This window comes from Streptomyces sp. NPDC091649, assembly GCF_044756785.1.
Taxonomy (GTDB): Bacteria; Actinomycetota; Actinomycetes; order Streptomycetales; family Streptomycetaceae; genus Streptomyces.
Genome location: NZ_JBIVTR010000003.1, coordinates 175558 through 199595, shown reverse-complemented (window position 1 = coordinate 199595; position 24038 = coordinate 175558). Strand labels below are relative to the sequence as shown.

The window sequence follows — 24038 nt, the reverse complement described above, 5'->3', positions numbered from 1 at the left end:
TGTTCCACGCCCCTCCCCGTCAGGCGGGCGGCGGCAGTTGTCCGCGCACCCACGCGGGGTCCGGATTGACGTGGGGCCGGTCCGCCACGACGACGGTCGGCACGGTCTCGTCGCCGCCGTTGGCCGCCCTCACCACGGCCGCTCCCGCCGGATCGCGCCAGATGTCGACCCAGTGCAGGCGGGAGGCGTCGCGGCCCAGGCGGAGGCGGAGCCGCAGGCAGAAGGTGCAGCCCGGCCGCCAGTAGACGACGGGGCGGCCGTCGGCCGCGCTGCGGCGGCGGGCCTCGGCGGCGGAGACCGGACGCGGAAAGACCAGGGGCGAGTTCAGGCCGGCGAACAGCACGAACGGCAGCAGGGTCACGGCCGCCATGACGGGGGCGCCCCTGAGGGCCGACCCCGTCGCGAGGACCGCACCGCTGAGCACCAACAGGGCCGGCAGCATCCACACACGTGTCATGACGACGCACGCTATCGTCGCGCGGGCCCGCCGATCGGGGGGGCCGGCCCGCCCGGAGCCGGTACGGCCCGCGTCAGGCGGTCGCTTCCCGCAGGGTCTGTCGGCACAGGGCGTCCGCCCGGCGGGTGCTCTCCGGCTGCCGGTAGCGGCCGGCGAGGCGGAGCGTGTGGGCGCAGGCGTTGTCCAGGCCGACGCGGTGGCCCACCGAGACGAACACCGGGTTGGTGTTCTCCTGGGTGCGCAGCGCCCGGCCCACCACCTCGTCGCCGTCCAGCAGCGGGGAGAAGTCACCGCGCCGGGGGCCGGGCGCCTCGTAGGTGAACGTGAACGGGTTCTTGCCGACGCCGATCGACGGCAGCCCGGTGAGCACACCCAGGTGGCTGGCGAGTCCGAAGCGGCGCGGGTGCGCCAGCCCGTAGCCGTCGCACACGAGGAGGCCGGGGTCGACCGTCAGCCCCTCCAGGGCCTCCAGCACCGTCGGCATCTCCCGGAACGCCAGCAGTCCGGGGACGTACGGGAAGGTGATCCCTCCGACGGCGGTGGCCTCGTCGACGGTCTCCAGCGTCACGGCGTCCAGCACGACCACCGCGGCGACGACGACGTCCTTCTCCTCGTCGTAGGCCACGTCCACCCCGGTGACCAGCCCCGTTCCGGGCTCCGGCCCCGCCTCGTCCAGGATCACCCGGTCCCGCAGCCGGTCCTGGATCGCCCGGCCCTCGGCTTCGTCGGCGGGGGTCTCGTGGGCGGGGGTGGAGGAGCTCGTCATGTCGGGAAGCTTATGCCGTGACGGGCCCGCGCCCGTCACGCGGTGTGCGGCGCGGCCCAAGGGCCCTCCCGTAGCCTGACGATCATGTTCGTACTCGAATTGACCTACACGGCTCCGGTGGAGCGCGCCGACGCGCTGATGGCGGAACACATCGCCTGGCTCGACGAGCAGTACGCGGCGGGCGTCTTCATCGCCTCGGGCCGCAAGAACCCCCGGGACGGCGGGGTGATCCTGGCCGTCGGGGAGGACCGGGCGGCCATCGAGGGGATCGCGGCAGCCGATCCCTTCGCCACGCACGGTGTCTGCGCCTACCGGATCACGGAGTTCATCGCCACCAGGACGGCGCCCGCACTGGCTCCGTACCGGCAGCGCTCGCCATGACGGGCGGATACTCGCAGGACCGATGACTTTTCGGGGCGGGGCCGGTCTGCACGGGTATGAAGACGTACACACTCAAGACGGCCGGCGCCGACCTCGTCCACGATGTCCGCGGCCCCCTGCCCACCGCTGACGGCCGCCCCCCGCTGTTCATGATCGGACAGCCCATGGACGCCACCGGGTTCGCCGCGCTCTCGGCGCGCTTCCCCGAACGGACCGTCATCACCTACGACCCGCGCGGTCTCGGCCGCAGCACCCGTACGGACGGGCGGGTGGATCACACGCCGGAGACCCAGGCCGATGACGTGCACGCCGTCATCGAGGCGCTCGGGGCCGGGCCGGTCGAGATGTTCGCGAGCAGTGGCGGAGCGGTCACCGCTCTCGCCCTCGTGGCGCGCCACCCCGGTGATGTGACCACCCTCGTCGCGCACGAGCCGCCGCTCATCACGCTCACCCCGGACGGCCCGGCGGCCGTCCGGGCGCGGGCCCGGGTCCGGGACGCTTACGAGAAGCGGGGGTGGGGGGCCGGGATGGCCGCGTTCGTCGCCATGACCTCGTGGGAGGGCGAGTTCACCGACGCGTACTTCGCACAGCCCGAGCCCGATCCCGCCGCGTTCGGCATGCCCACCGAGGACGACGGGACGCGCGGCGACCCGCTGCTGTCCGACCGGTCATGGGCGATCAGCGACTACCGGCCGGACGTCGACGCCCTCGCCGCCGCCGCCACCCGTGTGGTGATCGCCGTGGGCGAGGAGTCCCGGAGCGTGCAGACCGGTCGGACGTCCGTCGCGACCGCCGAACTGCTCGGGCAGCGGGTGTCCGTCTTCCCGAGCCATCACGGCGGCTTCCTCGACGGTGAGTTCGGCTATCCGGGAGAGCCGGACGCGTTCGGACACCGGCTGCGGGAAGTACTCGACGGCGCCGCGTAGGTCACGCCCCGTACGGTGGCGGTGGTGCCCGGCCGCCGCTACCGCGCCCGCACGCCGGAGGGTTCCCCGGAGGCCGCCATGGGCCCCCCGCGGAGCCCCAGCCGGGCCACCCGCCCCTTCTCGCCCGCCGCCCAGCAGCTCAGATCGGGCGTGCAGTCGACGGTGTCGTACGAACCGGAGTCGACGGTCCGCCAGGTGCGTCCGCCGTCCAGGGTGAGGTCGGTGCCCGTCGGGCCGACGGCCAGGGCGGCGGAGCGGCTGTGGGGCAGCCAGGTGACGCCGGAGCGGTAGGCGGGCGGCGGGGTGGCGGACGCCCGCCAGGTCCGGCCGCCGTCCCCGGTGACGGCGGCGGCCTCCGGGGAGACCTGGCCGGGCCGGTAGTCGCCGCCGACGGCGATGCCGTGTCCCCGGTCGCGGAAGGCGACGGCGAAGACCCCGCGGGCCGGGTCGCCCGCCGGAATCGTCGACGCGCTCGCCGTCCAGGTCAGGCCGCGGTCGCGGGAGCGCAGGACGCGAGCGGTCGCCGCTCCCCCCGTGGTGAGCCAGACGTCCTCGGGGCCGGAGCTGACCAGGCACTGGCCGCTCGCCGCGAAGCCGGCCTCGCCCGGCTGGGCGGCGGGCATCCCGGTATCGGGCAGGACCCGCCAGGAACGGCCGCCGTCCGCCGTGGACAGGACCCGGAACTTCCCGTCCACCGGATCGCCCGCCGCCAGGCCGTGCCGGCTGTCGAAGAAGGTCAGGCAGTTGTAGAAGGCGCGGGGATCGGTGTTGCGGAAGGACTCGGTCCAGGTCGCTCCGCCGTCGTCGGTGCGCAGGACCCGGGACGCCTCGCCCTCGCCGATGGCCAGGGCGACGGCCCGGCGGCCGTCGAACGCCTCGATGTCCCGCAGTTCCAGTCCGGCGGCGCCCGGCGGTGAAACGTCGCGCCAGGAGCGGCCGCCGTCGCCGGTGCGCAGGACCGTGCCCTTCGACCCGGCGACCCAGGCGGTGCTGCGGCTGACCGCGGCGAGCCCCCGGAAGCGGGCGTCGGCGCCGGTCGTGGTGAGCTTCCAGCCGGGCAGGAGTGCGCGGGCTCCCGCCTCGCGGGACACACCGTCCCCGTCCGGCGTCCCGGCCGGGGCTTCCGTCGGCGACGCGTGTGCGCCCGGTGCGACCAGAGCGGCGGCCAGGGCCGCGCCGCCGGTCATCAGTGCGATCAGCCGTCTCGTGTTCCCCATGGCCTTCATGGCGCTGGAAGCTAGCCCACGCGTTCGCGCCCGTCCAGGGTGCGTCGCCGCGAAGCGGGCAGGAGTGCGGGGGGCGCGGAGGGTCGGACGGGGCCGGCGGAAGCCGGTGACGCAGCTCACTCCGCGCGCCGGTGCACGAAACGAGGATTTCCGTCGTCTACTCCAGTGCCGGGAGCCGTTCACCCAGCCGCGAGAGGGAGCAGGTCTTGTCCAGCGTCATCGAGCAGTCCGTGCAGGCCCGCATGGTCGCGTCCGCACCGCGGATGGAAACCCTGCCCGCCACCCTTCAGTACGACCGCCAGTGCCCCTTCGCCGTACGCATGGCGTTCCCGGCCCCGGCGACCCTCGAAGGCACCGAGGTGTCCTGGGAGTTCTCCCGCGAGCTGCTGACCGCCGGAGTGGAGTCCCCCGCCGGGCAGGGGGACGTGCGCGTACGGCCGTTCGGATACGAGCGGACCGTCCTGGAGTTCCACGCCCCCGAGGGCATCGCCATGGTCCATGTGCGTACGGAGGAGCTGCGGCACTTCCTCCAGCGGGCGCAGGAGCTGGTTCCGGTGGGCGACGAGCACCGGTACCTGGACCTGGACCGGAGTCTGAGCGATCTGCTCGGCGGTCCCCGGCCGTAGCCCCGTGCTCTTCCTCCCGTCCGGGCGGCGGCGCGGGAACCGTCCACCGCGCGGGTCCGCCGGTCGTGCCGTGACCCGCCGGGCGAGCCCGTCGTTCGCCTGCCGGCGCCGCGCACGGCGACGACCCCACGCGGAAGGGCGGGACCGATGTCGCAGTCCGAACAGGCGTCTCCCGCTCCACCTGACGTCACGTCCTCCTCCGCCGGCGGACCCGCCCGGCCGGACACGGAGAAACCGGACGGCCGGGAGCGCGATGTCCGGGAGCCGGACAGCCGGGAGCAGGACGGCCCGGAGCCGGTGCCGCGCGGTCAGGCGCGCTGGGCGTGGCTGCTCAGCGACGCGGGCGAACCCCGCAACTGGATGCTCGTGCTGGCCCCGCTGCTGGGCCGGCACGCCGACGGCCGGCCCGGCCTCGCCTGGGGAGCATCGGCCGCGTTGTTCACGGCGGTACTGCCCACACTGTTCCTCCGCTTCGGTGAACGGCGCCGCTACTGGGGCGACCGGCGTGTGCGGCGCAGGCAGGACCGCCTGGCGGCGGCCCCCTGGGTGATGGCCTGCGTCCTCACGGGCACCGCGCTGCTGTACGTGGGTGACGCTCCGGCGGCCGTGACGGCGCTGGTGACGGCGATGGTCTGCGTCCTGCTGGTCCTGCTGGCTGTCACCTTCTTCTGGAAGGTGTCGGTGCACTCGGCTGTCGCCTCGGCGGCCCTCGTCGTCCTCGTGACGGTCTTCGGCCCCTGGACCCTCGTACTGGCGCCCCTGACGGCGCTGATCGGCTGGTCGCGCGTCCGGCTGCGCTGCCACACCGTCGGCCAGGTCGTCGTCGGCATGCTGATCGGCGCGGCGGTCGGCGCACCCGGGTACGCGCTCCTGGGGTGAGCCGGACGGAGCGGCTCGCCGGCCCGGATCCCGCTATCGCCCCGCGGCCGGCGGCGGCACGATCAGCGTGTGCGTCCGCGTCGGTGCCGCCGGCCCCGGCGCTGACAGCGGTCGCCGGTCACCTGGACCGCTCGACGCTCCACAGCGGCAGCTGCTCGAAGAAGCCGACCGCCTCCTCCCGCCAGCGCGGACGCCAGCCGGCGGCCACCGCGGACGCCTGCCGCGCGTAGCGGTGCATGTCCGCCCGCAGGTGGTCCGCCACGCCGCGGCGTTCGCCGATCTCGCGGACGGCGGCGATCGTCTCCGGTGTGCAGGAGGCGTCGCCGAGGGCGGCGTCCACCACGCGCCGCTCGGCGTCGTCGACGGCCGCGAGGAGGGCCCGGACGGTGTAGGTGTGCTTGCCGTCGCGGAGGTCGGTGCCGGTCGGCTTGCCCATGGTGTCCGCGTCCCCGAACAGGTCCAGATAGTCATCGCGCAGCTGCCCGCAGATCCCCACCAGCCGGGCGTACTCCCGCAGTTCCTTCTCGAAGAGCCGCGGCTGCTCGCCGGCTGCCAGCAGGCCGAGCTGCAGGGGGGCGAGGATCGAGTAGCGGGCGGACTTGTGGTCGGCCACGCTGTGCAGGACCTCCTCGTCCGGCGCGTCGGCGAAGTCGCGTTCCAGATCGATGATCTGGCCCACGAAGGTGTCGGCCGCCGCCCGGGTCTGCACCTCGATCATGGACTGCCGGACCCCGGTCGGCACCTTCGCGTCCAGCAGCACCCGCAACGACAGGGCCAGGGCCAGGTCTCCCGCGAGTACGGTCAGCCCCATGGCCGCGCGCGGATGGCCGGGGAACCGGTGCCGGTAGGCGTAGTAGGTGGACGGGCCCCCGCGCCGGACGGGGCTGTCGTCGATGAGGTCGTCGTGCACGAGGCCGTGGGTCTGGAGCAGCTCGATACTCAGCGCGGCGGCGTCCAGCCCCGCGAGGGGGCGGTCCGTCACCAGCCGCGCCGCTTCGTGCAGCAGCACGACGCGCATCCGCTTCCCGCCCCGCAGGGACAACTCCCGCAGCAGGCCGAGGCACTCGGGGGTGAAACGGCTGAAGGACGGCATGTCGAGAGCGGTGCCCACCGTGGCGAAGTACTCCTCGAACAGCGTGTTGAACCAACGCTCGTATCCGTCGACACGCTCAAGGAACTGCTGCTGGGTCATGACACCTGCTTCCTGCTCGGGGATCGGGCGGCGCCGGGTAGAGGTGCGACGATAACGGCCGGTTCCCGAGGTCCGCGCTCGGGGTCCGGCTCGCGGGCGGGGCCGGGCCCCCGGCCGGAGCCGGACGCACGCTCGGAGCCGGATCCGGACTCGCTCTCGGGTCTGACTCGCCCTCGCTGCCGCTGTCAGCAGGTGTACCGGGTGGCCTTGGCCGCCAGGCCCCGAAGAGCACGGTCCGCGGCCGGCGGGAAACCGGCTTCGTCCAGGACGCGCAGCACGTGCGTGTAGCGGTCCGTGATCATCCGTTCGGTCTCCTCCCGCGCCCCCGTCGCCCGCAGAATGTCCCGGATCTCCGCCGCTCCGCACTCCCCCAGGTCGGCACGGCCCACGAGGTGGCCGAGCCGTTCCCGCCGGCGCGGGTCGGCCGATCGCAGCCCCAGTGCCAGCAGGACGGTCCGCTTGCCCTCTCGCAGGTCGCCCAGGCCCGGCGCGCCGGATCCGTCCGGGCTGCCGAAGACGTCCAGCAGGTCGTCCCGCAGCTGAAACGCCTCTCCCAGCGGCAGCCCCAGCCTGCTGAAGGCGTCCATCACCGCCTCACCGGCTCCGGCCACGGCGGCCCCCAGCTGCAGAGGCCGCTCGATCGTCGCGGTGGCGGTCTTGTAGCGGACGATCCGCAGGGCCGCCTCGATGTCGTCAGCGCCCCGGCCGGTCCCCATGACGTCCAGGTACTGCCCGTACATCACCTCCTCCAGCATCGCGTCGTACAGTCCGTGCACCGACCGCTCCCGCCCCGGTTCCAGCCGGGCGGTGTGCAACAGCTCCTGGGCCCACATCAACGCGAGGTTCCCCACCAGCAGCGCGCCGCCCGCGCCGAGCCGCTCGGCCCGCACGCCCTCCCCGAGCCGGGCACGCATCACCCGGTGGACCGCGGGCCGGCCGCGGCGGCTGACCGAGTCGTCCATGATGTCGTCGTGGATGAGAGCGAACGCCACGAACAGTTCCAGCGACGCCGCCACCCGCACCGCCGACGCCGGGTCCCCGCGACCGCCGGCGGCGTGCCAGCCCACCACGCACAGCAGGGCCCGGATCCGCTTCCCGCCCGCCGCCAGAAAGTCGCGCACGGTCCGCACCACCTCCGGCGGGTGCCCCCGGACGGCCGCCGCCCGGTCCTTCTCCGCCAGGAAGTCCTCCAGCACCGCGTCGACCTGCTGCCGCACCACGCCCAGGTCGACCGCTTGCGCGTCGACCACACTCGACGTCACCGGCTCACCACCCCTCCCCGCGCGGGCGCCGGCCCGGGGAGGCGGGAGCGACGAGGTGAGCGCTGCGGCCGCGCGCCGGGACAGGGCATCGATGACGACGAGCGCCGCTGACCGGCCGGGTCACCCAGGTGTTCCGCATGACCGATCCAACGATCCACTCCGCTGAAGAGCACGCACATCGGCACCGCCGAACCGCTTCTTCGACATCGCGGGGAAAAGGCGACAGGAGCTGTCTGCTATTCCGCCTAGCGTCGCCCTCATGGATCGCTTCTCCGAGTACGGCGCGGAGCCGGACGCCCCCGGCTCCACGCACCGCGACATCGTCATCACCGGCGCGCGCGAGAACAATCTGCGCGACGTCTCCCTCCGGATCCCCAAGGGCCGGATCACCGTCTTCACCGGTGTATCCGGTTCCGGCAAGTCCTCGGTCGTCTTCGACACCATCGCCGTGGAGTCGCAGCGGCAGCTGCACGAGACCTTCACCGCGTTCCTCCGCAACCGGCTGCCCAAGCACGAGCGGCCGCACGTCGAGTCCGTCGAGGACCTGTCGGTGGCCATCGTGATCGACCAGAAGCCGCTGGGCGGGAACATCCGCTCCACGGTGGGCACGGCGACCGACATCTGGTCGGTGCTCCGCGTGCTCTTCTCCCGGTGCGGGACCCCGAGTGCGGGCGGGGCGACCGCCTATTCGTTCAACGATCCCGCCGGGATGTGCCCGGAGTGCGACGGGGTGGGGCGCACGGTCCACCTGGATCTCGACCGGGCGATCGACTGGTCGAAGTCGCTGAACGAGGGGGCGCTGCTGCTGCCCGGCCTGTCGGTCGGCAGTTGGGAGTGGAATCTCTACGGCGGGTCGGGGCGGTTCGACAACGACCTGCCGCTGGCCGAATTCGGCGAACAGGAGCGCCGACTGCTGCTGCACGGTTCGGGGTTCACCGTCCGCGTCGACATGCGGACGGCCTCGGCCGACATGAAGTTCGAGGGGGTCGTGACCCGCTTCGAGCGGCTGTACCTCAAGCGCGACACCACCTCGCTCTCCGAGAAGCGGCGTGAGGCCGCCGCCCGGTTCACCGTGGAACGGGTGTGCGGCGCCTGCGGCGGGGCGCGGCTGAACGCGGCGGCGCTCGCCACCCGGATCGACGGCCTCTCGCCCGCCGACTACGGGCGGATGGAGGTCGCCGACCTCGTCGGCGTCCTGGAACGAATCGGTGATCCCGTGGGCGGGCCCGTCGCGGCCGCCGCCCGGGAGCGGCTGGAGCGGCTGGTCGGCATCGGGCTCGGCTACCTGAGCCTGGACCGGGAGACCTCGACCCTGTCGGGCGGCGAGGGCCAGCGGCTCAAGATGGTGCGGCACCTGGGCAGCTCCCTCACCGGACTGACCTTCGTCTTCGACGAGCCGAGCGTCGGCCTGCACCCGCGCGACGTGGGACGGCTGGGCGATCTGTTGGTGCGGCTCCGGGACAAGGGCAACACGGTGCTGGTCGTCGAGCACGACCCGGATGTGATGGCCGTCGCCGACCACGTGGTCGACATGGGACCGGGGGCCGGTTCCGACGGCGGTCACATCGTCTTCGAGGGGTCCTTCGAGCGTCTGCGCGAGGCGGACACCCTCACCGGCCGGTCTCTGCGCCGGCGCGCCCCGCTCAAGGAGGCCGTCCGCACCCCCACCGGCCGGCTCCCGGTGTACGGAGCCGAGCTGCACAACCTCAAGGGCCTGGACGTGTCGTTTCCCGCCGGGGTGCTGACCGCGGTGACGGGGGTGGCGGGCTCCGGGAAGTCGACCCTCTTGTCACGGGTGTTCACGGACGCGTATCCGGAGGCGGTGGTGATCGACCAGAGCGCGATCACGGCCTCGTCGCGCTCCACCCCTGCCTCGTACATCGGCGCGCTGGACGCCATCCGCAGGGTGTTCGCCCGGGAGAACGGCGTGGCCGCGGGGCTTTTCAGCTTCAACTCCGCGGGGGCGTGTGCGATTTGCTCGGGGCGGGGGGCGATCTCGACGGACCTGGCCTTCATGGATCCGGTGACCACGACCTGCCCGGAGTGCGAGGGCCGCCGCTTCCATGACGACGTACTGAAGCACCGGGTCGGCGGCCGGTCGATCGTGGACGTCCTGGACATGACCGCGGCGGAGGCATCGCGGCTGTTCGAGGACCCGGTTCTGCTGCGGCGGCTGCGGACCCTCGACGCGGTCGGCCTCACCTACCTCACGCTGGGACAGTCGCTCTCCTCGCTCTCGGGCGGCGAGCGTCAGCGGATCAAGCTCGCGACACAGCTGCACCGCACCTCCAGCGTGTACGTGCTGGACGAGCCGACGACCGGACTGCACCTCGCGGACACGGGCACGCTGGTGGAGCTGCTGGACCGGCTGGTCGACGCGGGGAACACGGTGATCTGCGTGGAGCACAACCTGGAGGTGGTCAAGAGGGCCGACTGGGTGATCGACCTCGGCCCGGACGGCGGCAAGGGAGGCGGGGAGCTGGTCTTCGAGGGGACGCCCACCGGCCTGCTCGCGCACCCGACGTCCGTCACCGCCCGGTATCTGCGCCGGGATCCAGGGGTGCGGCCCCTCGTCTCCACGGGGTGACACGAGGCCCCGCGAGGGCCCCGGGGGAGGCCCTCGCGGACCGCCCCAGCTGGGGGGATGACCCTGTGTGACCGAGCATTCGCCGGGACGGGCTTGGATTTGGCCTTACGGTCGCCTTAACCTACGGTCACGTAACCTACGAGTCCGTAGGTATTTCTCCCGTCCCCAGGAGCTCCCCGTGACGATCACCTCTCCCCACCTCGGCAGTTCGAAGGCGTGGACCGACGCCCAACTGCTGTACGCGCTGGAAGAGGTGGTGGAGAAGGAACTCAACCGCCATCTCAAGGTCGCCAAGGACTGGATGCCGCACGAGTACGTGCCGTTCTCCGACGGGCGCAACTTCCCCGGGATCTTCGAGGACGGCGACGCCTGGTCGCCGGACCAGTCCAAGGTCACCGACATCGGCAAGATCGCCCTCGTGGTGAACCTGCTGACCGAGGACAACCTCCCCAGCTACCACCACGAGATCGCCTCCCTCTTCGGCCGCGACGGCGCGTGGGGCACCTGGGTGCACCGCTGGACCGCCGAGGAGGGCCGCCACGGCATCGTCATGCGCGACTACCTGCTCACCTCGCGCGCCGTGGACCCGGACAAACTGGAGCAGTTCCGCATGGCCCACATGGCGGAGGGCTTCGAATCCGACAACCGGCACTCGATGCTGCACTCCGTCGCGTACGTGGCCTTCCAGGAACTGGCCACCCGCGTCTCGCACCGCAACACCGGCCACCAGTCCGGCGACCCGGTCTGCGACCGGATGCTGGCCCGGATCGCGACCGACGAGAACCTCCACATGGTCTTCTACCGCAACCTCCTGGGCGCCGCCTTCGAGCTGGCCCCGGACCTGACCATGCAGGCCGTGCGCGACGTCGTCGTCAACTTCCGGATGCCCGGACACGGCATGCCCGGCTTCGAGCGCGCCGCCGCGCAGATGGCGATCGGCGAGATCTACAACATGCGCATCCACCACGACGACGTGATCCAGCCCGTGCTGCGCTACCTGAAGGTCATGGACATCGACGGGCTCGGCCCGGAGGGTGCGAAGGCCCAGGAGGAGCTCGGCCTGTACATGGGCGGGCTGGACAGCGAGGCGTCGAAGTTCGACGAGAAGCTGGCCGCCCGCAGGGCCCGCATGGCGGCGCGCGGCCGCGCCTGATCCCCGGGCCGCCGCTCCTCGACGCCGGCCTCGGCGTGCGCCACGTCGCGTGCCCGGAGCCGGCGAGGGAGCCGGCCGCCTCCGCGGGCGGGCCGCGGCGGGGCGCACCGCCTGTCGCGGCTCGTCATCCTGCCGCCGGGCCGATCGCCTCAGCGGTGTCGCGGTGCGTGGGTGCGTCCGGAGGCGTTCAGCCCCGGCCGCCTCCTTCTCTGCGCAGCCGGTCGCGCTCCTTTTCGGACAGCCCGCCCCAGACGCCGAAGCGCTCGTCGTTGGCGAGTGCGTACTCCAGGCAGGCCACACGCCCCTCGCAGGCGTTGCACAACTGCTTGGCCTCGCGGGTCGAACTGCCCGGGGCGGGAAAGAAGAACTCGGGCCCGGCCTGCGCGCACAACGCGGTCTCCTGCCAGGCGAGTGCGTCGTCGGTCACGGTGTTGATCAGCATGGGCCCCACGGTGCCCGGTGGCGATAAACGACCGATCAACGATTCATCAATCCCCGCGTCTACTGCCTCGGCTCGGGCGTCATGATCGCGAAGACCGCACCGTAGGGATCGGCGACGTTGGCCATCTTGCCGACCCCGGGCACCTCCATGGCCGTCAGGGTCTCCGTGCCGCCGAGCCGCGTCGCCCCGGCCACGGTGGCGTCGACGTCGGCCACCGTGAAATACGGCAGCCAGTGGGGGCCGCGGGTGGCCTCGGACGGCACGTCGCCCATCCGGACCAGGCCGCCGAACGACGCCTCCGAACCGGCGCCGGCCGGGTGGACCGTGGTGTAGGTGTAGTCGGTGCCCTCCACCTCCAGCTGGTCGGTTCCCCAGCCGAAGACGCTGCGGAAGAACGCCGCCGCCTCCGGGACGTCGGGGGTGTACAGCTCGGCCCAGAGGAACGAGCCGGGTTCCTGGACGACGCCGAAGCCGGGGTGCTCCTTCGGCTGCCAGACACCGAAGTACGCTCCGGCCGGGTCCCTGAAGCCGCCCATGCTGCCGAAGTCCAGGACGTCCATCGGCTCGAACGCGGCGGTGCCGCCCGCCCGCTCCACCGCCGCCGCGGTGGCGGCGACGTCGGACGACTGAAAGGAGACCGACCAGGCGCTCGGCGCTTCCGCCCCCGACACCGTCATCATCCCGCCGACGTACCGGCCGTCCAGGGTGAGCATCCCGTAACCGCCGACCTCGGGGCCGCCGGGGACCAGACCCCATCCGAACAGGCCCTGGTAGAAGGCGGTGGCCCCGTCCAGGTCGGGGGTGCCGAGATCGACCCAGTTGGGCGCTCCGTCGAGGAAGGTCGGGCTGATCATGGCGTGCTCCTCAGTCGGTCCGGATGGTCGCGCTGCTCGTGCTGCCGGTTTCATTCCTCTCGTTCCGAGTCTGGCACCGGGCCCCGAGCACCGCAGTGCGCGCGAGGCCGGCCGGGGCGGCCCGCCGGCCGGTGGAGCACGCCGGCCGTGCGGCCCAGGGTAGGCAGCGTGTGCGCGCCGGGGCGAAGCGTTGGCCCGGCGCGTCGCGTCGGCCGTCGGGGGGCGGGGCGGCCGGGCGGGGGCGGGGGCGGGGCGCCTCGGGGCGCTGGAACAGGCGGGTTCGGCACGGTCGGACAGGTCCCCAACGCGCACCGCCACGAACTCCGGCAGCTCCCCGGCGTCGGTGCGCGCACCGCCGACCAGGCGCCGGCCGACGGCACCCCGTGACCCGTGGCCGGGGCCCGGCCTCCGTCGGCGGGCCCGGCTCACGACGGATCAGTGCTGGTGCCCGGTCGGCCCCTTCGCCACCTCGTCCTGCTCCGCGCCCTTCTCCCCGGCGTTCCCGCTCCCGGTGCTCTTCTCCTCGGACTTCCGCTCCGCGCCGCCCGCCACGTGGTGGGGTTCGTAGCCCGGGATCGTGCCGTCCGGCTTCTTGATCAGCAGGAGCCCCGCCATCCCCATGTCGGAGTGGCTCTGGACATGGCAGTGGTACATCCACGCGCCCGCGCCCACCCGTTCGCCCGCGATGAACTGGAAGCCGAAGGAGTCGGCGGGCCCGCAGATCTTGTTGTCGATGACCCGGCTGGGGTCCTCCGGCCCGGTCAGCAGGCCGGTCCGGTTGTCGGCCCAGCGGTGACCGTGGATGTGGAAGGTGTGGTAGTACTCGCCGTGCGTGATCATCACGACTTCGAGCCGGTCCCCCACCGTGGCCTCGAAGTCCGGGCTCTCGTGGGCCGGCCTGTTGTTGATCGTCATGTCGTTGAAGACGATCGTGAGGGTCTTGTCCGGCAGGATGTCGCCCTTGCGGCGCACGATGACCGGCCCGTAGAGCCCCTGGCGGATGCCTCCCGTGCCGTGGTCCGTGCCGACGACGTGGTCGTGGTAGTGCCAGTAGCCGGCGCTTCCCGCCTCCCAGGTGCCGTCCTTGCGGCGGCCCGGGGCGTGGGTGCGCCAGGTGTACGTCCGGGTGCCGCCGGGCTCGACGTGGCTCCTGTTCATCCGGGTTCCGTCGCTGGCGATGTCGTAGTCGACGCCGTGGACGTGGAGACTCGCGTCGACGTCGGTGAGGTTCTCGAACTCGATGTGCAGCGTGTCGCCCTCATTGATCTCGATGAGGGGGCCGGGGACCGATGCCCTGCCCTTCGCGAAGCCGTAGCCGAGCGAGCCGTCCGCCGTCTTCTCGGCGTACATCTTCAGTCGGCGCACCACGCCGCCGGCCGGGGCCGTACGCGGCGGGAGCTCGGCGGAGCTTGCCTCCACCACCCCGAGCGACAACGATGTCACCCCGGTCGCGGCCGCCGCCGCGCCCCCGGCCAGCATCCGTCGGCTGAAGGTCCTTCGGTCCATGGCGAACTCCCCACTGCGATGAGCGATCTGACGAAACGGCGGAACGAACGGGACTACTGCGGAACGGACGGGACTGCGGAACGTGAGGACTGCGGAACGTGAGGGACCGCGGGACTCGGGGCTTCGGAAGGAGCGGACGACATCAGAGCTTCCCCGGAACGGGCCATACCGTAGCCGGGGCCTCCTCGTTTATCCACACCCAGGACAAAGTTCGTGCGATTGCCGCCATACCTATTGGCGGACCACGAAAAGAGGTCTAGCTTCGTGCGCTGTCACAGTGAATCAAGAGGTACTGACGAAGAGTGAGCAAGCCACAGTCACCGAGAGGTGCAGTGACCACAGAGGGGTGGGTGACCACATGCAGCGTGCATCACATCACCGGTCCAGATCACGACGCGGCCTCGCGGCGGCCGTGGCGGCCGGCGCACTGACCGTGTCCATGCTGGGCGGCGGCGGCCCGGCCAACGCGGACCCGTCGCCGGACCGGGCGCTGGTCGAGAAGATGGCGACAACGTTGTCCCTGCCGTCGCCGCCGGGCTCCGCGAGGCAGGTGAAGGTGCTCGTCTTCCACGCCTCGGCGGGCGACGAGGCTCCGTACACGAACGCCGGCATCGCGGCGATCGAGAAGATCGGGCTGAGCGGCCCGGAGTCCGCGCAATTCGCCACCGTGGCCACGGCCGACCCCCGGGTCTTCACCAACGGCAAGCGGCTCGGCTCCTTCCACGCGGTCGTCTTCCTCACCGGCGGCGGCGATGTCCTCGACCCGGAGCAGGAAGCGGGCCTGGAGGCGTACATGGAGGCCGGCGGCGGCTTCCTCGGCATCCACGACGCGGCGCGCACCGAGCCGTACTCGGACTGGTTCACCGGCCTGGTCGGAGCCCGTCCGGCGGCGGACAGCCCGGCTTCCGTGCAGCGGGCGACCGTCGAGATCGGGGACCGGGTCCACCCGGCCACCAAGAACCTGCCGCTGGAGTGGAAGCGCCCCGACAAGTGGCTGAACTGGACGGAGAACCCGTCCGGTGACGTGCACACCGTGGCGCGGGTGAGGGAGTTGACGTACAAGCCGGGCGCGAGTGCCAACGGCTGGGACCACCCGGTCTCCTGGTGCCGCGACTACGACGGCGGCCGGTCCTTCTACACGGCGATGGGCGGTACGGCGAACAGCTTCGCGGAGACCGACTTCCGCGACCATCTGCGCGGCGCGCTCGCCTGGACGAACCGGACCTCGCAGGCCGACTGCAAGGCGACCATCACCTCCAACTACACCGCCGAGCGCGTCACCCAGCCCAACCAGCCCGGGCAGAACGACCAGATCGGTGAACCGCACGGTCTGGTGACCTCGCCGGACGGGCGGGTCTTCTACATCGGGCGCGGCGGCGCCGACAGTTCCGTCCCGGTCGTCACCGACTGGAGCGACCCGGACATCGGCAAGGGCCGGGGCGAGATCCACGTCTACGACCCGAAGACGGGGAAGGTCACCCTGGCGGGTGCGCTGGACGTCTTCGGCAACAAGGGCGGCGGCGACGAACTGGTCAAGGTCGAGGAGGGCCTGCTCGGCATCGAGCTGGACCCGGACTTCGCGTCCAACGGGTGGGTCTACCTGCACTACACCCCGCACGCGAAGATCGACCGCGACAGGCGCATGGCGACCCGGCAGGTCTCCCGCTTCACCTTCGACTCCGCGACCGGCAAGCTGGACCTGGCCTCGGAGAAGGTGCTGCTCGGCTGGCCGGTGCAGATCCACAGCTGCTGCCACGCGGGCGGCGGCATGGCCTGGGACTCGCAGGACAACCTGTACATCGCGACCGGTGACAACAACTCCAGCGGATTCAGCGGCGGTTACTCCGGCAACAACCCGCAGCCGAACTACAAGGGCATCTCCTTCGCCGACGCGCGGCGCACCGCGGGCAACACGAACAACCTCAACGGGAAGATCCTGCGAATCCACCCGGAGGACGACGGCACGTACACCCTGCCCGAGGGCAACCTCTTCACCGGCGAGGAACCGGACGAGGGCGGCGGGAAGACCCGGGGCGAGATCTATGTGATGGGCGTGCGCAACCCGGCCCGGATCTCGGTCGACCCCGCGACGGACACGCTGTACGCGGGCTGGGTCGGCCCCGACGCGGGCTCCCCGTCCACCACCTGGGGCCCGGCGAAGTACGACACGTTCGCCGCGATCACCAAGGCGGGCAACCACGGCTGGCCGTACTGCATGGGCAACAACCAGCCCTACCGGGACCGCAATCTGCCGGACCCGGCCAAGCCGCTGGGCTGGTACGACTGCGACGCCCCGAGGAACGAGTCGCCGAACAACGACGGCCTGGTCAAGCTGCCGCCGGTGACCCCGAACACCATCTGGTACTCGCCGCAGGGCGGCGGGGTCGACTACCCGCGCGACGAGAACGGCGTGCCGAGCTACAAGTCGGAGGAGGGCAAGGAGCTCCTGCCCTGGCTCAAGGGCGGCGGGCAGGCCACGATGAACGGCCCGGTCTACCGCTACGACGCGCAGAGCGAGTCGACCGCCAAGTGGCCGGCCTACTGGGACGGCAAGTGGTTCGTCGGCGACTTCTACGACGCGACCCAGCCCCGGCACGCCGTGCTCACCGACCCGAGGACGGCCGGCAAGGGCGGACTGCCCACGCACGCCGAGTCGTTGAAGGAGATCATCCCGGTCGGGGCGGACGGCATCCGCAATCTGATGGACTGGAAGTTCGCGCCGGACGGTTCGCTGTACGTCCTGGACTACGGGCGCGGCTTCTTCACCTCCGACTCCAAGTCCGCGCTGTGGCGTGTGACGTACCAGGGCGGCGGCGCGACCCCGGCCGCCGGTGACCTCGTCGGAAAGGCGGCAGCGAAGTGAGACACCATCCGCACCCCGCACGCGGGCGGCACCGTCCGCCCAGCTTCTGGGTGGCCCTGCTGGCCTCCCTCCTGATGGTCCTCGGGCTGACCTCGACGGCCGCGTACGGCAAGGGGGACGACGCTCCCCCGGCGGCCGCCGCCGACCAGGTGCTGACCTGGACCGCGGGCGACCCGATCGACCGCTACCTGTCCGCGCCGAAGACGGCGGTGGCCGGCCGGGCGACCATCGTCTTCGAGAACAGCACGGCCACCGGCAACACGACGAGCATGCCGCACACCCTGACGTTCGGCGTGTCGGACCCGGAGTTCAACAACGACGTCCAGCTGAACATCCTGGCCAACCCGGGCGACGCCGAGGGCGGCAAGCACAGCGTGGAGGTCACGCTGTCGCCCGGCCGGTACTTCTACCACTGCACGATCCCCGGCCACGGGCAGATGCAGGGCATCCTGACCGTCACCGAGGGCGGCGGCGAGGACACCGAGGCCCCCGCGACCTCGGCGAAGGTCGACGGCGACAGGAACGGTGACGGCGCGTACATCGGCCAGGCCACGGTCAGCGTCGAAGCCGCCGACGAGGGCTCCGGCGTCGACACCGTCGAGTTCGCCCTCGGGGCGGACGGCGAGTGGCAGCCCTACACCGCGCCCGTCGTGGTGAACGAGGTCGGCGACCACACGGTCCGCTACCGGGCCACCGACAAGGCCGGCAACGCCGCGGCGGAGAAGTCCGTCGACTTCGCCGTCGCCGCCCCGCCGACCGACGACGAGACCCCGCCGGAGACCTCGGCGACCGTCTCGGGCGAGAAGGACGGCGCGGGCGCGTACCTGGGGATGGCCACGGTCACCGTGACCGCCTCCGACACCGGGTCGGGCGTCAACACCATCGAGTACGCGCTCGGCGCGGACGGCGCGTGGCAGCCCTACACCGCACCGGTGATGGTCCACGAGGTGGGCGAGCACACGGTCCGCTACCGGGCCACCGACCGGTCGGGCAACGTGGCCGGCGAGAAGTCCGTCGACTTCACCGTGGTCGAGCCGCCGTCCCAGGACCAGACGGCTCCGGAGACCTCGGTCGAGGTGGAGGGCGACAAGAACTCCGACGGGGCGTTCATCACCAGCGCCAAGGCCACCGTCTCCGCGACCGACGACGACTCGGGCGTGGACAAGGTCGAGTACTCCCTCGACGGCGGCCCCTACCTGGCGTACACCACGCCCGTGATCGTCGACCGGGTCGGATACCACTCCATCGCCCACCGGGCGACGGACAAGGCGGGCAACACCTCCGAGGCGAGGAAGGTGTCGTTCACCGTCGCCCAGGGCGGCGGGGTTCCCGCGCCGAACTGCGCGGAGTTCGACGAGCGGCACACCGTCTTCGTCGGCACGGTCGACACGGGCGTCCCCAACCGGATCACCCGCAACCGCTGCACGATCAACGAGCTGATCGAGGACGAGAAGGACTGGTCCTCCCACGCGCTGTTCCTCAAGCACGTGACGTCGGTGCTCGACCGGCTGAAGACCGACGGCGTCATCGACCTGCGTGAGCGCAGGGCGATCAACCGGGCCGCCAAGGAGTCGGGCATCGGGAAGCCGGGCCAGGTCGAGGGCTACACCAAGCTGTTCGACGGCACGGCGGCCTCGCTCGCCAAGTGGCGGCAGGTGGGCGGCGGGGCGTTCGGGCTGAACGAGGAGGAGGGCTCGATCACCAGCTCCACCACGGTGGACGGCATGGGGATGCTGTGGTTCCCGGCCCGCGCGTACGAGGACTTCTCGCTGAAGCTCCAGTGGCGGGACGACGCCCCGGGCACGGGCAACGCCAACGGCGGGGTCTTCGTCCGCTTCCCGCAGGTCCACGACCACCCGGAGGAGTCCCGTCCGGAGTGGGTCGCCATCAAGTACGGCCATGAGATCCAGGTCAACGACCGGCCGGACGGCGACATGTACAAGACCGGCTCGGTGTACGGCTTCGACCGGGTGGGTCTCGGCGGCGCCGGGGTCACTCCCAAGGGCACCTGGAACGACTACGAGATCAGGGTGGTGGACCAGCACTACGAGATCTACCGCAACGGTGTCCTGATCAACGAGTTCGACAACACCCGCGGCCAGCTCTTCGAGCCGCCGCGGGGCGACGACCCGGGCACCGACGGCCGGCGGTTCGCCTCCGGCTACATCGGGCTCCAGGTGCACGGGGTCTCGGACGTCATCTCGTACCGCGACATCCGGATCCAGGAGCTGTAGGGCCCCCGGTTCTTCCGCTCAGGTGGCCGCGGCCGCATGCTCCGGCGTGCGGGCGCGGCCGCCCGGGTGCCGGTGCCGCCACACCCAGAACACCGTGCAGGACACCAGCGCCCAGGCGCCGAGGACCAGGTACGGGAAGACGAACTGGTGGCCCTGGTAATAGACGGCGGTGTGCTGGGCGTTGACGGACGCGCCCGGCGGCAGCCAGCGGCCGATGTGCCCGAGCACCGAGGGCAGGAGCGGCCAGGACACCGCCCCGCCGGAGGAGGGGTTGCCCAGCAGCACCATGACGCCCCAGGTGGGGATCATCGCCCAGCGGCCCATCAGGGTGTTGAACATGGTGAAGACCATGCCGGAGGTGAACATCGTGAACGCCAGGATCAGCCACGACTGGACGAACGGCAGGTCCACCGCCCCGAGCCACCAGTCCACGGCCGCCGCGATGGCGAAGCCGCCGAGCAGGGCGTAGGCGGCGGTGAAGGCGATCCGCTCGGCCGGGTTCAGGCCGCGGGCGTGCACGCTGAGCTGGATCGCGCCGAGGAAGCCCATGATCACGGCGGCCAGCGAGATGTAGAACAGCGCCAGCCCGCGCGGGTCGCCTCTCTGGAGCGGCTTGACGTCGCGGACCGTGACCTCGACCCCGGTGGCGTCGCCCGCCTTCAGCCCCGCCTCGCCCAGCAGTTGGGCGACGGACGCCCCGGAGGCACCGGCCACGTCGAGCGCCACCCCGCCGTCGGTCGCGCGCACGATGGCGAACACCTTCTGCTCGTTCAGGGCACGGCGGGCGTCGGCGACGTCCGGGTAGTCGCGCAGTTCGAGGGAGGCGTCGAGCGCCTTCTCCATCCCCGCGACGAACGTCTCCCCGCGCTCCGCCTCCGGCCGGGTGACCAGGGCGGCGGGGATGTGGTGCGGGGTCGGGTCGGCCATCGCGTAGGTGTAGGAGCCGGCGAACAGACCGGCCGCGGCGGCGACGATCAGGACCAGCACGGTGGCGGGGAGGAACGGGCCGTGCTTGTACGCCTCCCAGCGCTCGCGGAGCGTCGAGGTCCGCCCGTGCGCGCCGTGCCGGACCCCGTCCTCGCTCACGCCGTCCCCCCGTCGTCGTCGTGGCGGGCGCGGCTGGGCTGGACGCGCTTGGGCTCGCCGGGCATCTTCGGGTACTCCGGCGGATAGGGCATGTCGCCGAGCCCCCGCTCCTTCTCGTCCCGGTCGGCCAGCTCCAGCAGTCCGTCGAGCCGGAACGCCTCCTGGTCCATGTCGGCGTGCACGTCGCCGAGTTCGGCGTAGCGCCTCGGGAGGGTCCGGATGTCGAAGTCGCGCGGTTCGGCGTCGTCGATCTCCTCCCAGCGCAGCGGCGCGGAGACCGGGGCGTGCGGGAAGGGGCGTACGGAGTAGGCGGAGGCGATGGTCCGGTCGCGGGCGGTCTGGTTGAAGTCGACGAAGATCCGTTCGCCGCGCTCCTCCTTCCACCAGGCGGTCGTGACCCGCTCGGGCATCCGCCGCTCCAGCTCGCGTCCGGCGGCGATGGCGGCACGCCGCACCTCGGTGAAGGTCCAGGCGGGCTCGATGGGGATGAAGACGTGGATGCCCCGGCCACCGGAGGTCTTGGGCCAGCCACGTACCCCGTGGTCCTCCAGGACGGTGCGCAACTCGTGGGCGGTGACGACGGCGTCGGCGTAGTCGGTGCCCGGCTGCGGGTCCAGGTCGATGCGCAGTTCGTCCGGGTGGTCGGTGTCCCCGCCGCGGACCGGCCAGGGGTGGAAGGTGAGGGTGCCGAGGTTGGCGGCCCAGATCACGGCGGCGACCTCGGTCGGGCAGATCTCGTCGGCGGGACGGCCGCTCGGGAACGCGACGCGGGCGGTGGGGACCCACTCGGGGAGGTTCTTCGGGGCGCGCTTCTGGTAGAAGAAGTCGCCCTCGACCCCGTCGACGAAGCGCTGGAGCGTGGTCGGCCGGTGGTTGAGGGCCCGCGTGATCCCCGGCCCCACGGCCAGGAAGTACTCGGCCACGTCTCTCTTGGTGTAGCCCTTCTCCGGGAAGTACACCTTGTCCGGGTTGGACAGCCTCACGGCCCGTCCGCCCGCGTCCAGCTCCACCGCTGCTCCCATGACGGCCACCGTAGGCCGGTCGCACATATGCCGCACATCGGGAGACATTCGCGGGCGCCCGGGCCAGAATCGGGCCATGGATCTGCCGGTGATGCCGCCCGTGAAGCCGATGCTCGCCAAGTCGGTGTCCGCGATCCCGCCGGGCATGAGCTACGAGGCGAAGTGGGACGGCTTCCGGGCGATCGTGTACCGGGACGGTGACGAGGTGGAGATCGGCAGCCGTACCGGGAAATCGCTGACCCGCTACTTCCCCGACCTGGTCACCTCCGTACGGGAGAACCTCCCGCCGCGCTGTGTGATCGACGGGGAGATCGTCATCGCCCACGAGGGGCGGCTCGACTTCGAGCGGCTCAGCGAGCGCATTCATCCGGCCGACTCCCGGGTGCGGATGCTCGCCGAGCAGACCCCCGCGAGCCTGATCGCCTTCGACGTCCTGGCGGTGGACGACGCCTCGCTTCTCTCCGCCCGGCAGGCGGACCGGCGGGAGGTGCTGAGAACGGCGCTCTCGGACGCGTCCGCGCCTGTTCTCCTCGCCCCGTCCACCACGGACATCGAGGTCGCCCGGGGGTGGTTCGAGCGGTTCGAGGGGGCCGGGCTCGACGGGATCGTGGCGAAGCCGCTCGATCTCCCCTACCGGCCCGACGCCCGGGTGATGTACAAGATCAAGCACGAGCGGACCGCCGACGTCGTGGTGGCGGGCTACCGCGAGCACAAGAGCGGCCCGGTCGTCGGCTCGCTGCTGCTCGGCCTGTACGACGCCGACGGCGTGCTCCAGCACGTCGGTGTCTGCGCGGCCTTCCCGATGAAACGGCGCGCCGCCCTCGCCGAGGAACTGGCTTCACTGCGCTGCGCGTTCGCCGAGCACCCGTGGGGCGCCTGGGCGGACGCGGCGGCACACGAGCAGTCCCGGCTGCCGGGGACGCAGAACCGCTGGTCGGGCAAGAAGGACCAGTCGTGGGTGCCGCTGCGTCCGGAGCGGGTGTGCGAGGTGGCGTACGACCACATGGAGGGCGACCGGTTCCGGCACACCACGCAGTTCCGTCGATGGCGGCCGGACCGGTCCCCGGCCGGCTGTACGTACGCGCAGTTGGAGGAGGTCGTCTCCTACGACCTGTCCGAGGTGCTGTCAGGCGGCTGACTCCTGCCCGCCGGCCGGCGGGGCGCACGGCCCGTCCGGATCCGCGTCGCCGGCCGGGGGCGGGGGGCCGTCGGTGCAGCCGGGGCCGGTCTCGCCGGGGTCGGGCGCTGTGGTGGGCACGGTCGGGTCGGGGGTGGGGCTCGGGCCCGGCTCGGTGGGACCGGGGTCGGTGGGGCCCGGGTCGGTGGGAGCGGGGTCGGTGGGGCCCGGGTCGGTGGGACCGGGGCCGGTGGGGCCCGGGTCGGTGGGACCGGGGCCGGTGGGGCCCGGGTCGGTCGGGTCGGGAGTGGGTCCGGGGTCGGTGGGGCCGGGGTCCGTCGGGTCGGGAGTGGGTCCGGGGTCGGTGGGGCCGGGGTCCGTCGGGTCGGCAGTGGGGCCGGGGCCCGTCGGGTCGGGGCTCGGGTCCGGCGAACCGGGGTCGGTGGGGGGCGGCGTGGGGGGCTTGCTCGGCGGCCGGGTGGGCTGCGGTCCGATGACGACGCCTCCGTCCCCCTTGCCGGGACGTTCCGGCGCGCCGGGGCCGCCGACCGGGGCCTTCGGCGGGGTCTTCCCGCCCGGGCCCGGGCTGGCCGGGATGACGCCCCGGCCGTCGGCGACCGGGTGGCTGCCCTTGCGGTAGAACTCCAGCCAGGACAGCACCGTCCGCAGATAGGTGTCGGAGCGGTTGTAGCTGAGGATGGCCCGGTCCAGGTCGGCGCGGCGGGTCAGATCACGGGAGCCCGCGCAGAGGTAGTGCCCGGCGGCCAGCGCCGCGTCATGGATGTTGTTCGGGTCCCGGCGGCCGTCTCCGTTCCCGTCCGCGCCCCAGGCCGCCCAGGTGGAGGGGATGAACTGCATGGGCCCGACCGCCCGGTCGTAGGAGCGGTCCCCGTCGTACGCCCCGTCATCGGTGTCCCTGATCAGGGCGAAGCCCCTCCCGTCGAGCGCGGGGCCGAGGATCGGGGTGAGCGTCGTCCCGCGCGCGTCCACCCGTCCGCCGGACGCCTGGCCGGACTCGACCTTGCCGATCGCCGCGAGCAGTTGCCACGGCAGCCCGCACCCCGGGTCGCTGCGGCCCACCGCGCGCTCGGCCCGGCGGTAGGCGGCCAGCACGGTGGCCGGAATGCCCGCCTCGGACCAGGCACGGGCCACGACGGGATCGGGTTTCGTGCCGGGCTTCAGGGGCGCGGGAGGCTTCGGGGACCGCAGCGGCGGCAACTCGGTGTGGTACACGTCGTCGCCCGGCACGTCGCTCCACACGACGTCGTCCGACGCCGCCGCGTTCTCCTGCCGGGTCTCGGGCGGCGCGAACCCCGGGGCCTGGGACGCGGTGAGCGCGGTCATCGCGACGACGGCCGTGGCCGTGGTGCTGAGCCGGCGGCGCACGGTGCGGTTGAAGCTCATCTGGGCTCCCCTCTTCCCCGGCGTCCGGGGTTCTCTCCCGGGGCCCGGGTATCCG

Annotated in this window: 20 protein-coding genes; 9 read left to right on the top strand and 11 right to left on the bottom strand. The window is 72.4% G+C overall.

Annotated elements, in window-relative coordinates; translation table 11 throughout:
- Positions 1-19 precede the first annotated feature (19 nt).
- Together ACIQMU_RS08360 and ACIQMU_RS08355 are read right to left on the bottom strand one after the other, a co-directional pair.
- Positions 20-457 (bottom strand): glutaredoxin domain-containing protein, encoded by a 438-nt coding sequence (locus tag ACIQMU_RS08360; protein WP_352238835.1) that lies wholly within the window; start codon positions 455-457, stop codon positions 20-22.
- A gap of 73 nt (positions 458-530) precedes the next feature.
- Positions 531-1223, bottom strand: coding sequence for an endonuclease V (locus ACIQMU_RS08355; protein WP_352238836.1), 693 nt, complete (start codon positions 1221-1223; stop codon positions 531-533).
- Positions 1224-1307: 84 nt separating this feature from the next.
- Here ACIQMU_RS08355 and ACIQMU_RS08350 point away from each other — a divergent pair, with 84 nt between their 5' ends.
- Both ACIQMU_RS08350 and ACIQMU_RS08345 read left to right on the top strand, forming a co-directional pair.
- Complete coding sequence (locus ACIQMU_RS08350; protein ID WP_352238837.1) at positions 1308-1604, top strand: YciI family protein; 297 nt, start codon at positions 1308-1310, stop codon at positions 1602-1604.
- A gap of 56 nt (positions 1605-1660) precedes the next feature.
- Complete coding sequence (locus ACIQMU_RS08345; RefSeq protein ID WP_352238838.1) at positions 1661-2530, top strand: alpha/beta hydrolase; 870 nt, start codon at positions 1661-1663, stop codon at positions 2528-2530.
- 38 nt (positions 2531-2568) lie between these two features.
- On the opposite strand, the gene ACIQMU_RS08340 is transcribed toward ACIQMU_RS08345, so the two are convergent.
- Entirely contained in the window at positions 2569-3756 is a 1188-nt protein-coding gene (locus ACIQMU_RS08340) for a WD40/YVTN/BNR-like repeat-containing protein (RefSeq protein ID WP_402688491.1), read from the bottom strand.
- 206 nt (positions 3757-3962) lie between these two features.
- On the opposite strand from ACIQMU_RS08340, the gene ACIQMU_RS08335 reads away from it, so the two are divergent.
- Positions 3963-4382, top strand: a complete 420-nt coding sequence (locus ACIQMU_RS08335) for an SsgA family sporulation/cell division regulator (protein WP_352238840.1) — start codon at positions 3963-3965, stop codon at positions 4380-4382.
- A gap of 147 nt (positions 4383-4529) precedes the next feature.
- Positions 4530-5261, top strand: a complete 732-nt coding sequence (locus tag ACIQMU_RS08330; RefSeq protein ID WP_402688490.1) for a hypothetical protein — start codon at positions 4530-4532, stop codon at positions 5259-5261.
- Positions 5262-5379: 118 nt separating this feature from the next.
- Here ACIQMU_RS08330 and ACIQMU_RS08325 read toward each other — a convergent pair whose 3' ends face one another.
- Both ACIQMU_RS08325 and ACIQMU_RS08320 read right to left on the bottom strand, forming a co-directional pair.
- Positions 5380-6453 (bottom strand): polyprenyl synthetase family protein, encoded by a 1074-nt coding sequence (locus ACIQMU_RS08325; RefSeq protein WP_352238842.1) that lies wholly within the window; start codon positions 6451-6453, stop codon positions 5380-5382.
- Between the two features lie 185 nt (positions 6454-6638).
- Positions 6639-7715, bottom strand: a complete 1077-nt coding sequence (locus tag ACIQMU_RS08320; protein WP_402688489.1) for a polyprenyl synthetase family protein — start codon at positions 7713-7715, stop codon at positions 6639-6641.
- Positions 7716-7974: 259 nt separating this feature from the next.
- On the opposite strand from ACIQMU_RS08320, the gene ACIQMU_RS08315 reads away from it, so the two are divergent.
- Together ACIQMU_RS08315 and ACIQMU_RS08310 are read left to right on the top strand one after the other, a co-directional pair.
- Positions 7975-10302, top strand: a complete 2328-nt coding sequence (locus ACIQMU_RS08315) for an ATP-binding cassette domain-containing protein (RefSeq protein ID WP_402688488.1) — start codon at positions 7975-7977, stop codon at positions 10300-10302.
- A gap of 178 nt (positions 10303-10480) precedes the next feature.
- Positions 10481-11455, top strand: a complete 975-nt coding sequence (locus tag ACIQMU_RS08310; RefSeq protein WP_352238845.1) for an acyl-ACP desaturase — start codon at positions 10481-10483, stop codon at positions 11453-11455.
- A 187-nt stretch (positions 11456-11642) separates the two neighbouring features.
- Here ACIQMU_RS08310 and ACIQMU_RS08305 read toward each other — a convergent pair whose 3' ends face one another.
- From ACIQMU_RS08305 to ACIQMU_RS08295, 3 genes are all read right to left on the bottom strand, one after another.
- Positions 11643-11897 (bottom strand): WhiB family transcriptional regulator, encoded by a 255-nt coding sequence (locus ACIQMU_RS08305; RefSeq protein ID WP_352238846.1) that lies wholly within the window; start codon positions 11895-11897, stop codon positions 11643-11645.
- A gap of 59 nt (positions 11898-11956) precedes the next feature.
- A complete protein-coding gene (locus ACIQMU_RS08300; protein WP_402688487.1) occupies positions 11957-12751 on the bottom strand; it encodes a VOC family protein in 795 nt (264 codons plus the stop codon).
- 435 nt (positions 12752-13186) lie between these two features.
- On the bottom strand, positions 13187-14257 hold the full coding sequence (locus ACIQMU_RS08295) for a multicopper oxidase domain-containing protein (protein WP_352238848.1): 1071 nt from the start codon (positions 14255-14257) through the stop codon (positions 13187-13189).
- Positions 14258-14615: 358 nt separating this feature from the next.
- On the opposite strand from ACIQMU_RS08295, the gene ACIQMU_RS08290 reads away from it, so the two are divergent.
- Positions 14616-17120, top strand: coding sequence for a ThuA domain-containing protein (locus tag ACIQMU_RS08290; protein ID WP_402688486.1), 2505 nt, complete (start codon positions 14616-14618; stop codon positions 17118-17120).
- Positions 17117-19354: an OmpL47-type beta-barrel domain-containing protein gene (locus tag ACIQMU_RS08285; RefSeq protein WP_402688485.1), complete on the top strand. Its 2238-nt coding sequence runs from the start codon at positions 17117-17119 to the stop codon at positions 19352-19354. The genes ACIQMU_RS08290 and ACIQMU_RS08285 overlap by 4 nt, the downstream gene beginning before the upstream one ends.
- Before the next feature lie 18 nt (positions 19355-19372).
- On the opposite strand, the gene ACIQMU_RS08280 is transcribed toward ACIQMU_RS08285, so the two are convergent.
- Both ACIQMU_RS08280 and ligD read right to left on the bottom strand, forming a co-directional pair.
- The gene (locus ACIQMU_RS08280; protein ID WP_402688484.1) at positions 19373-20440 is read right to left on the bottom strand and encodes an ABC transporter permease; all 1068 of its coding nucleotides are present in this window, start codon (positions 20438-20440) and stop codon (positions 19373-19375) included.
- Positions 20437-21462, bottom strand: a complete 1026-nt coding sequence (gene ligD / locus ACIQMU_RS08275; protein WP_352238851.1) for a non-homologous end-joining DNA ligase — start codon at positions 21460-21462, stop codon at positions 20437-20439. The genes ACIQMU_RS08280 and ligD overlap by 4 nt, the downstream gene beginning before the upstream one ends.
- 76 nt (positions 21463-21538) lie before the next feature.
- On the opposite strand from ligD, the gene ACIQMU_RS08270 reads away from it, so the two are divergent.
- A complete protein-coding gene (locus ACIQMU_RS08270; protein WP_352238852.1) occupies positions 21539-22600 on the top strand; it encodes an ATP-dependent DNA ligase in 1062 nt (353 codons plus the stop codon).
- Here ACIQMU_RS08270 and ACIQMU_RS08265 read toward each other — a convergent pair.
- Positions 22589-23983, bottom strand: coding sequence for a lytic murein transglycosylase (locus ACIQMU_RS08265; RefSeq protein ID WP_402688483.1), 1395 nt, complete (start codon positions 23981-23983; stop codon positions 22589-22591). The two genes, ACIQMU_RS08270 and ACIQMU_RS08265, sit on opposite strands and share 12 nt — an antisense overlap.
- Between the last annotated feature and the right edge of the window lie 55 nt (positions 23984-24038).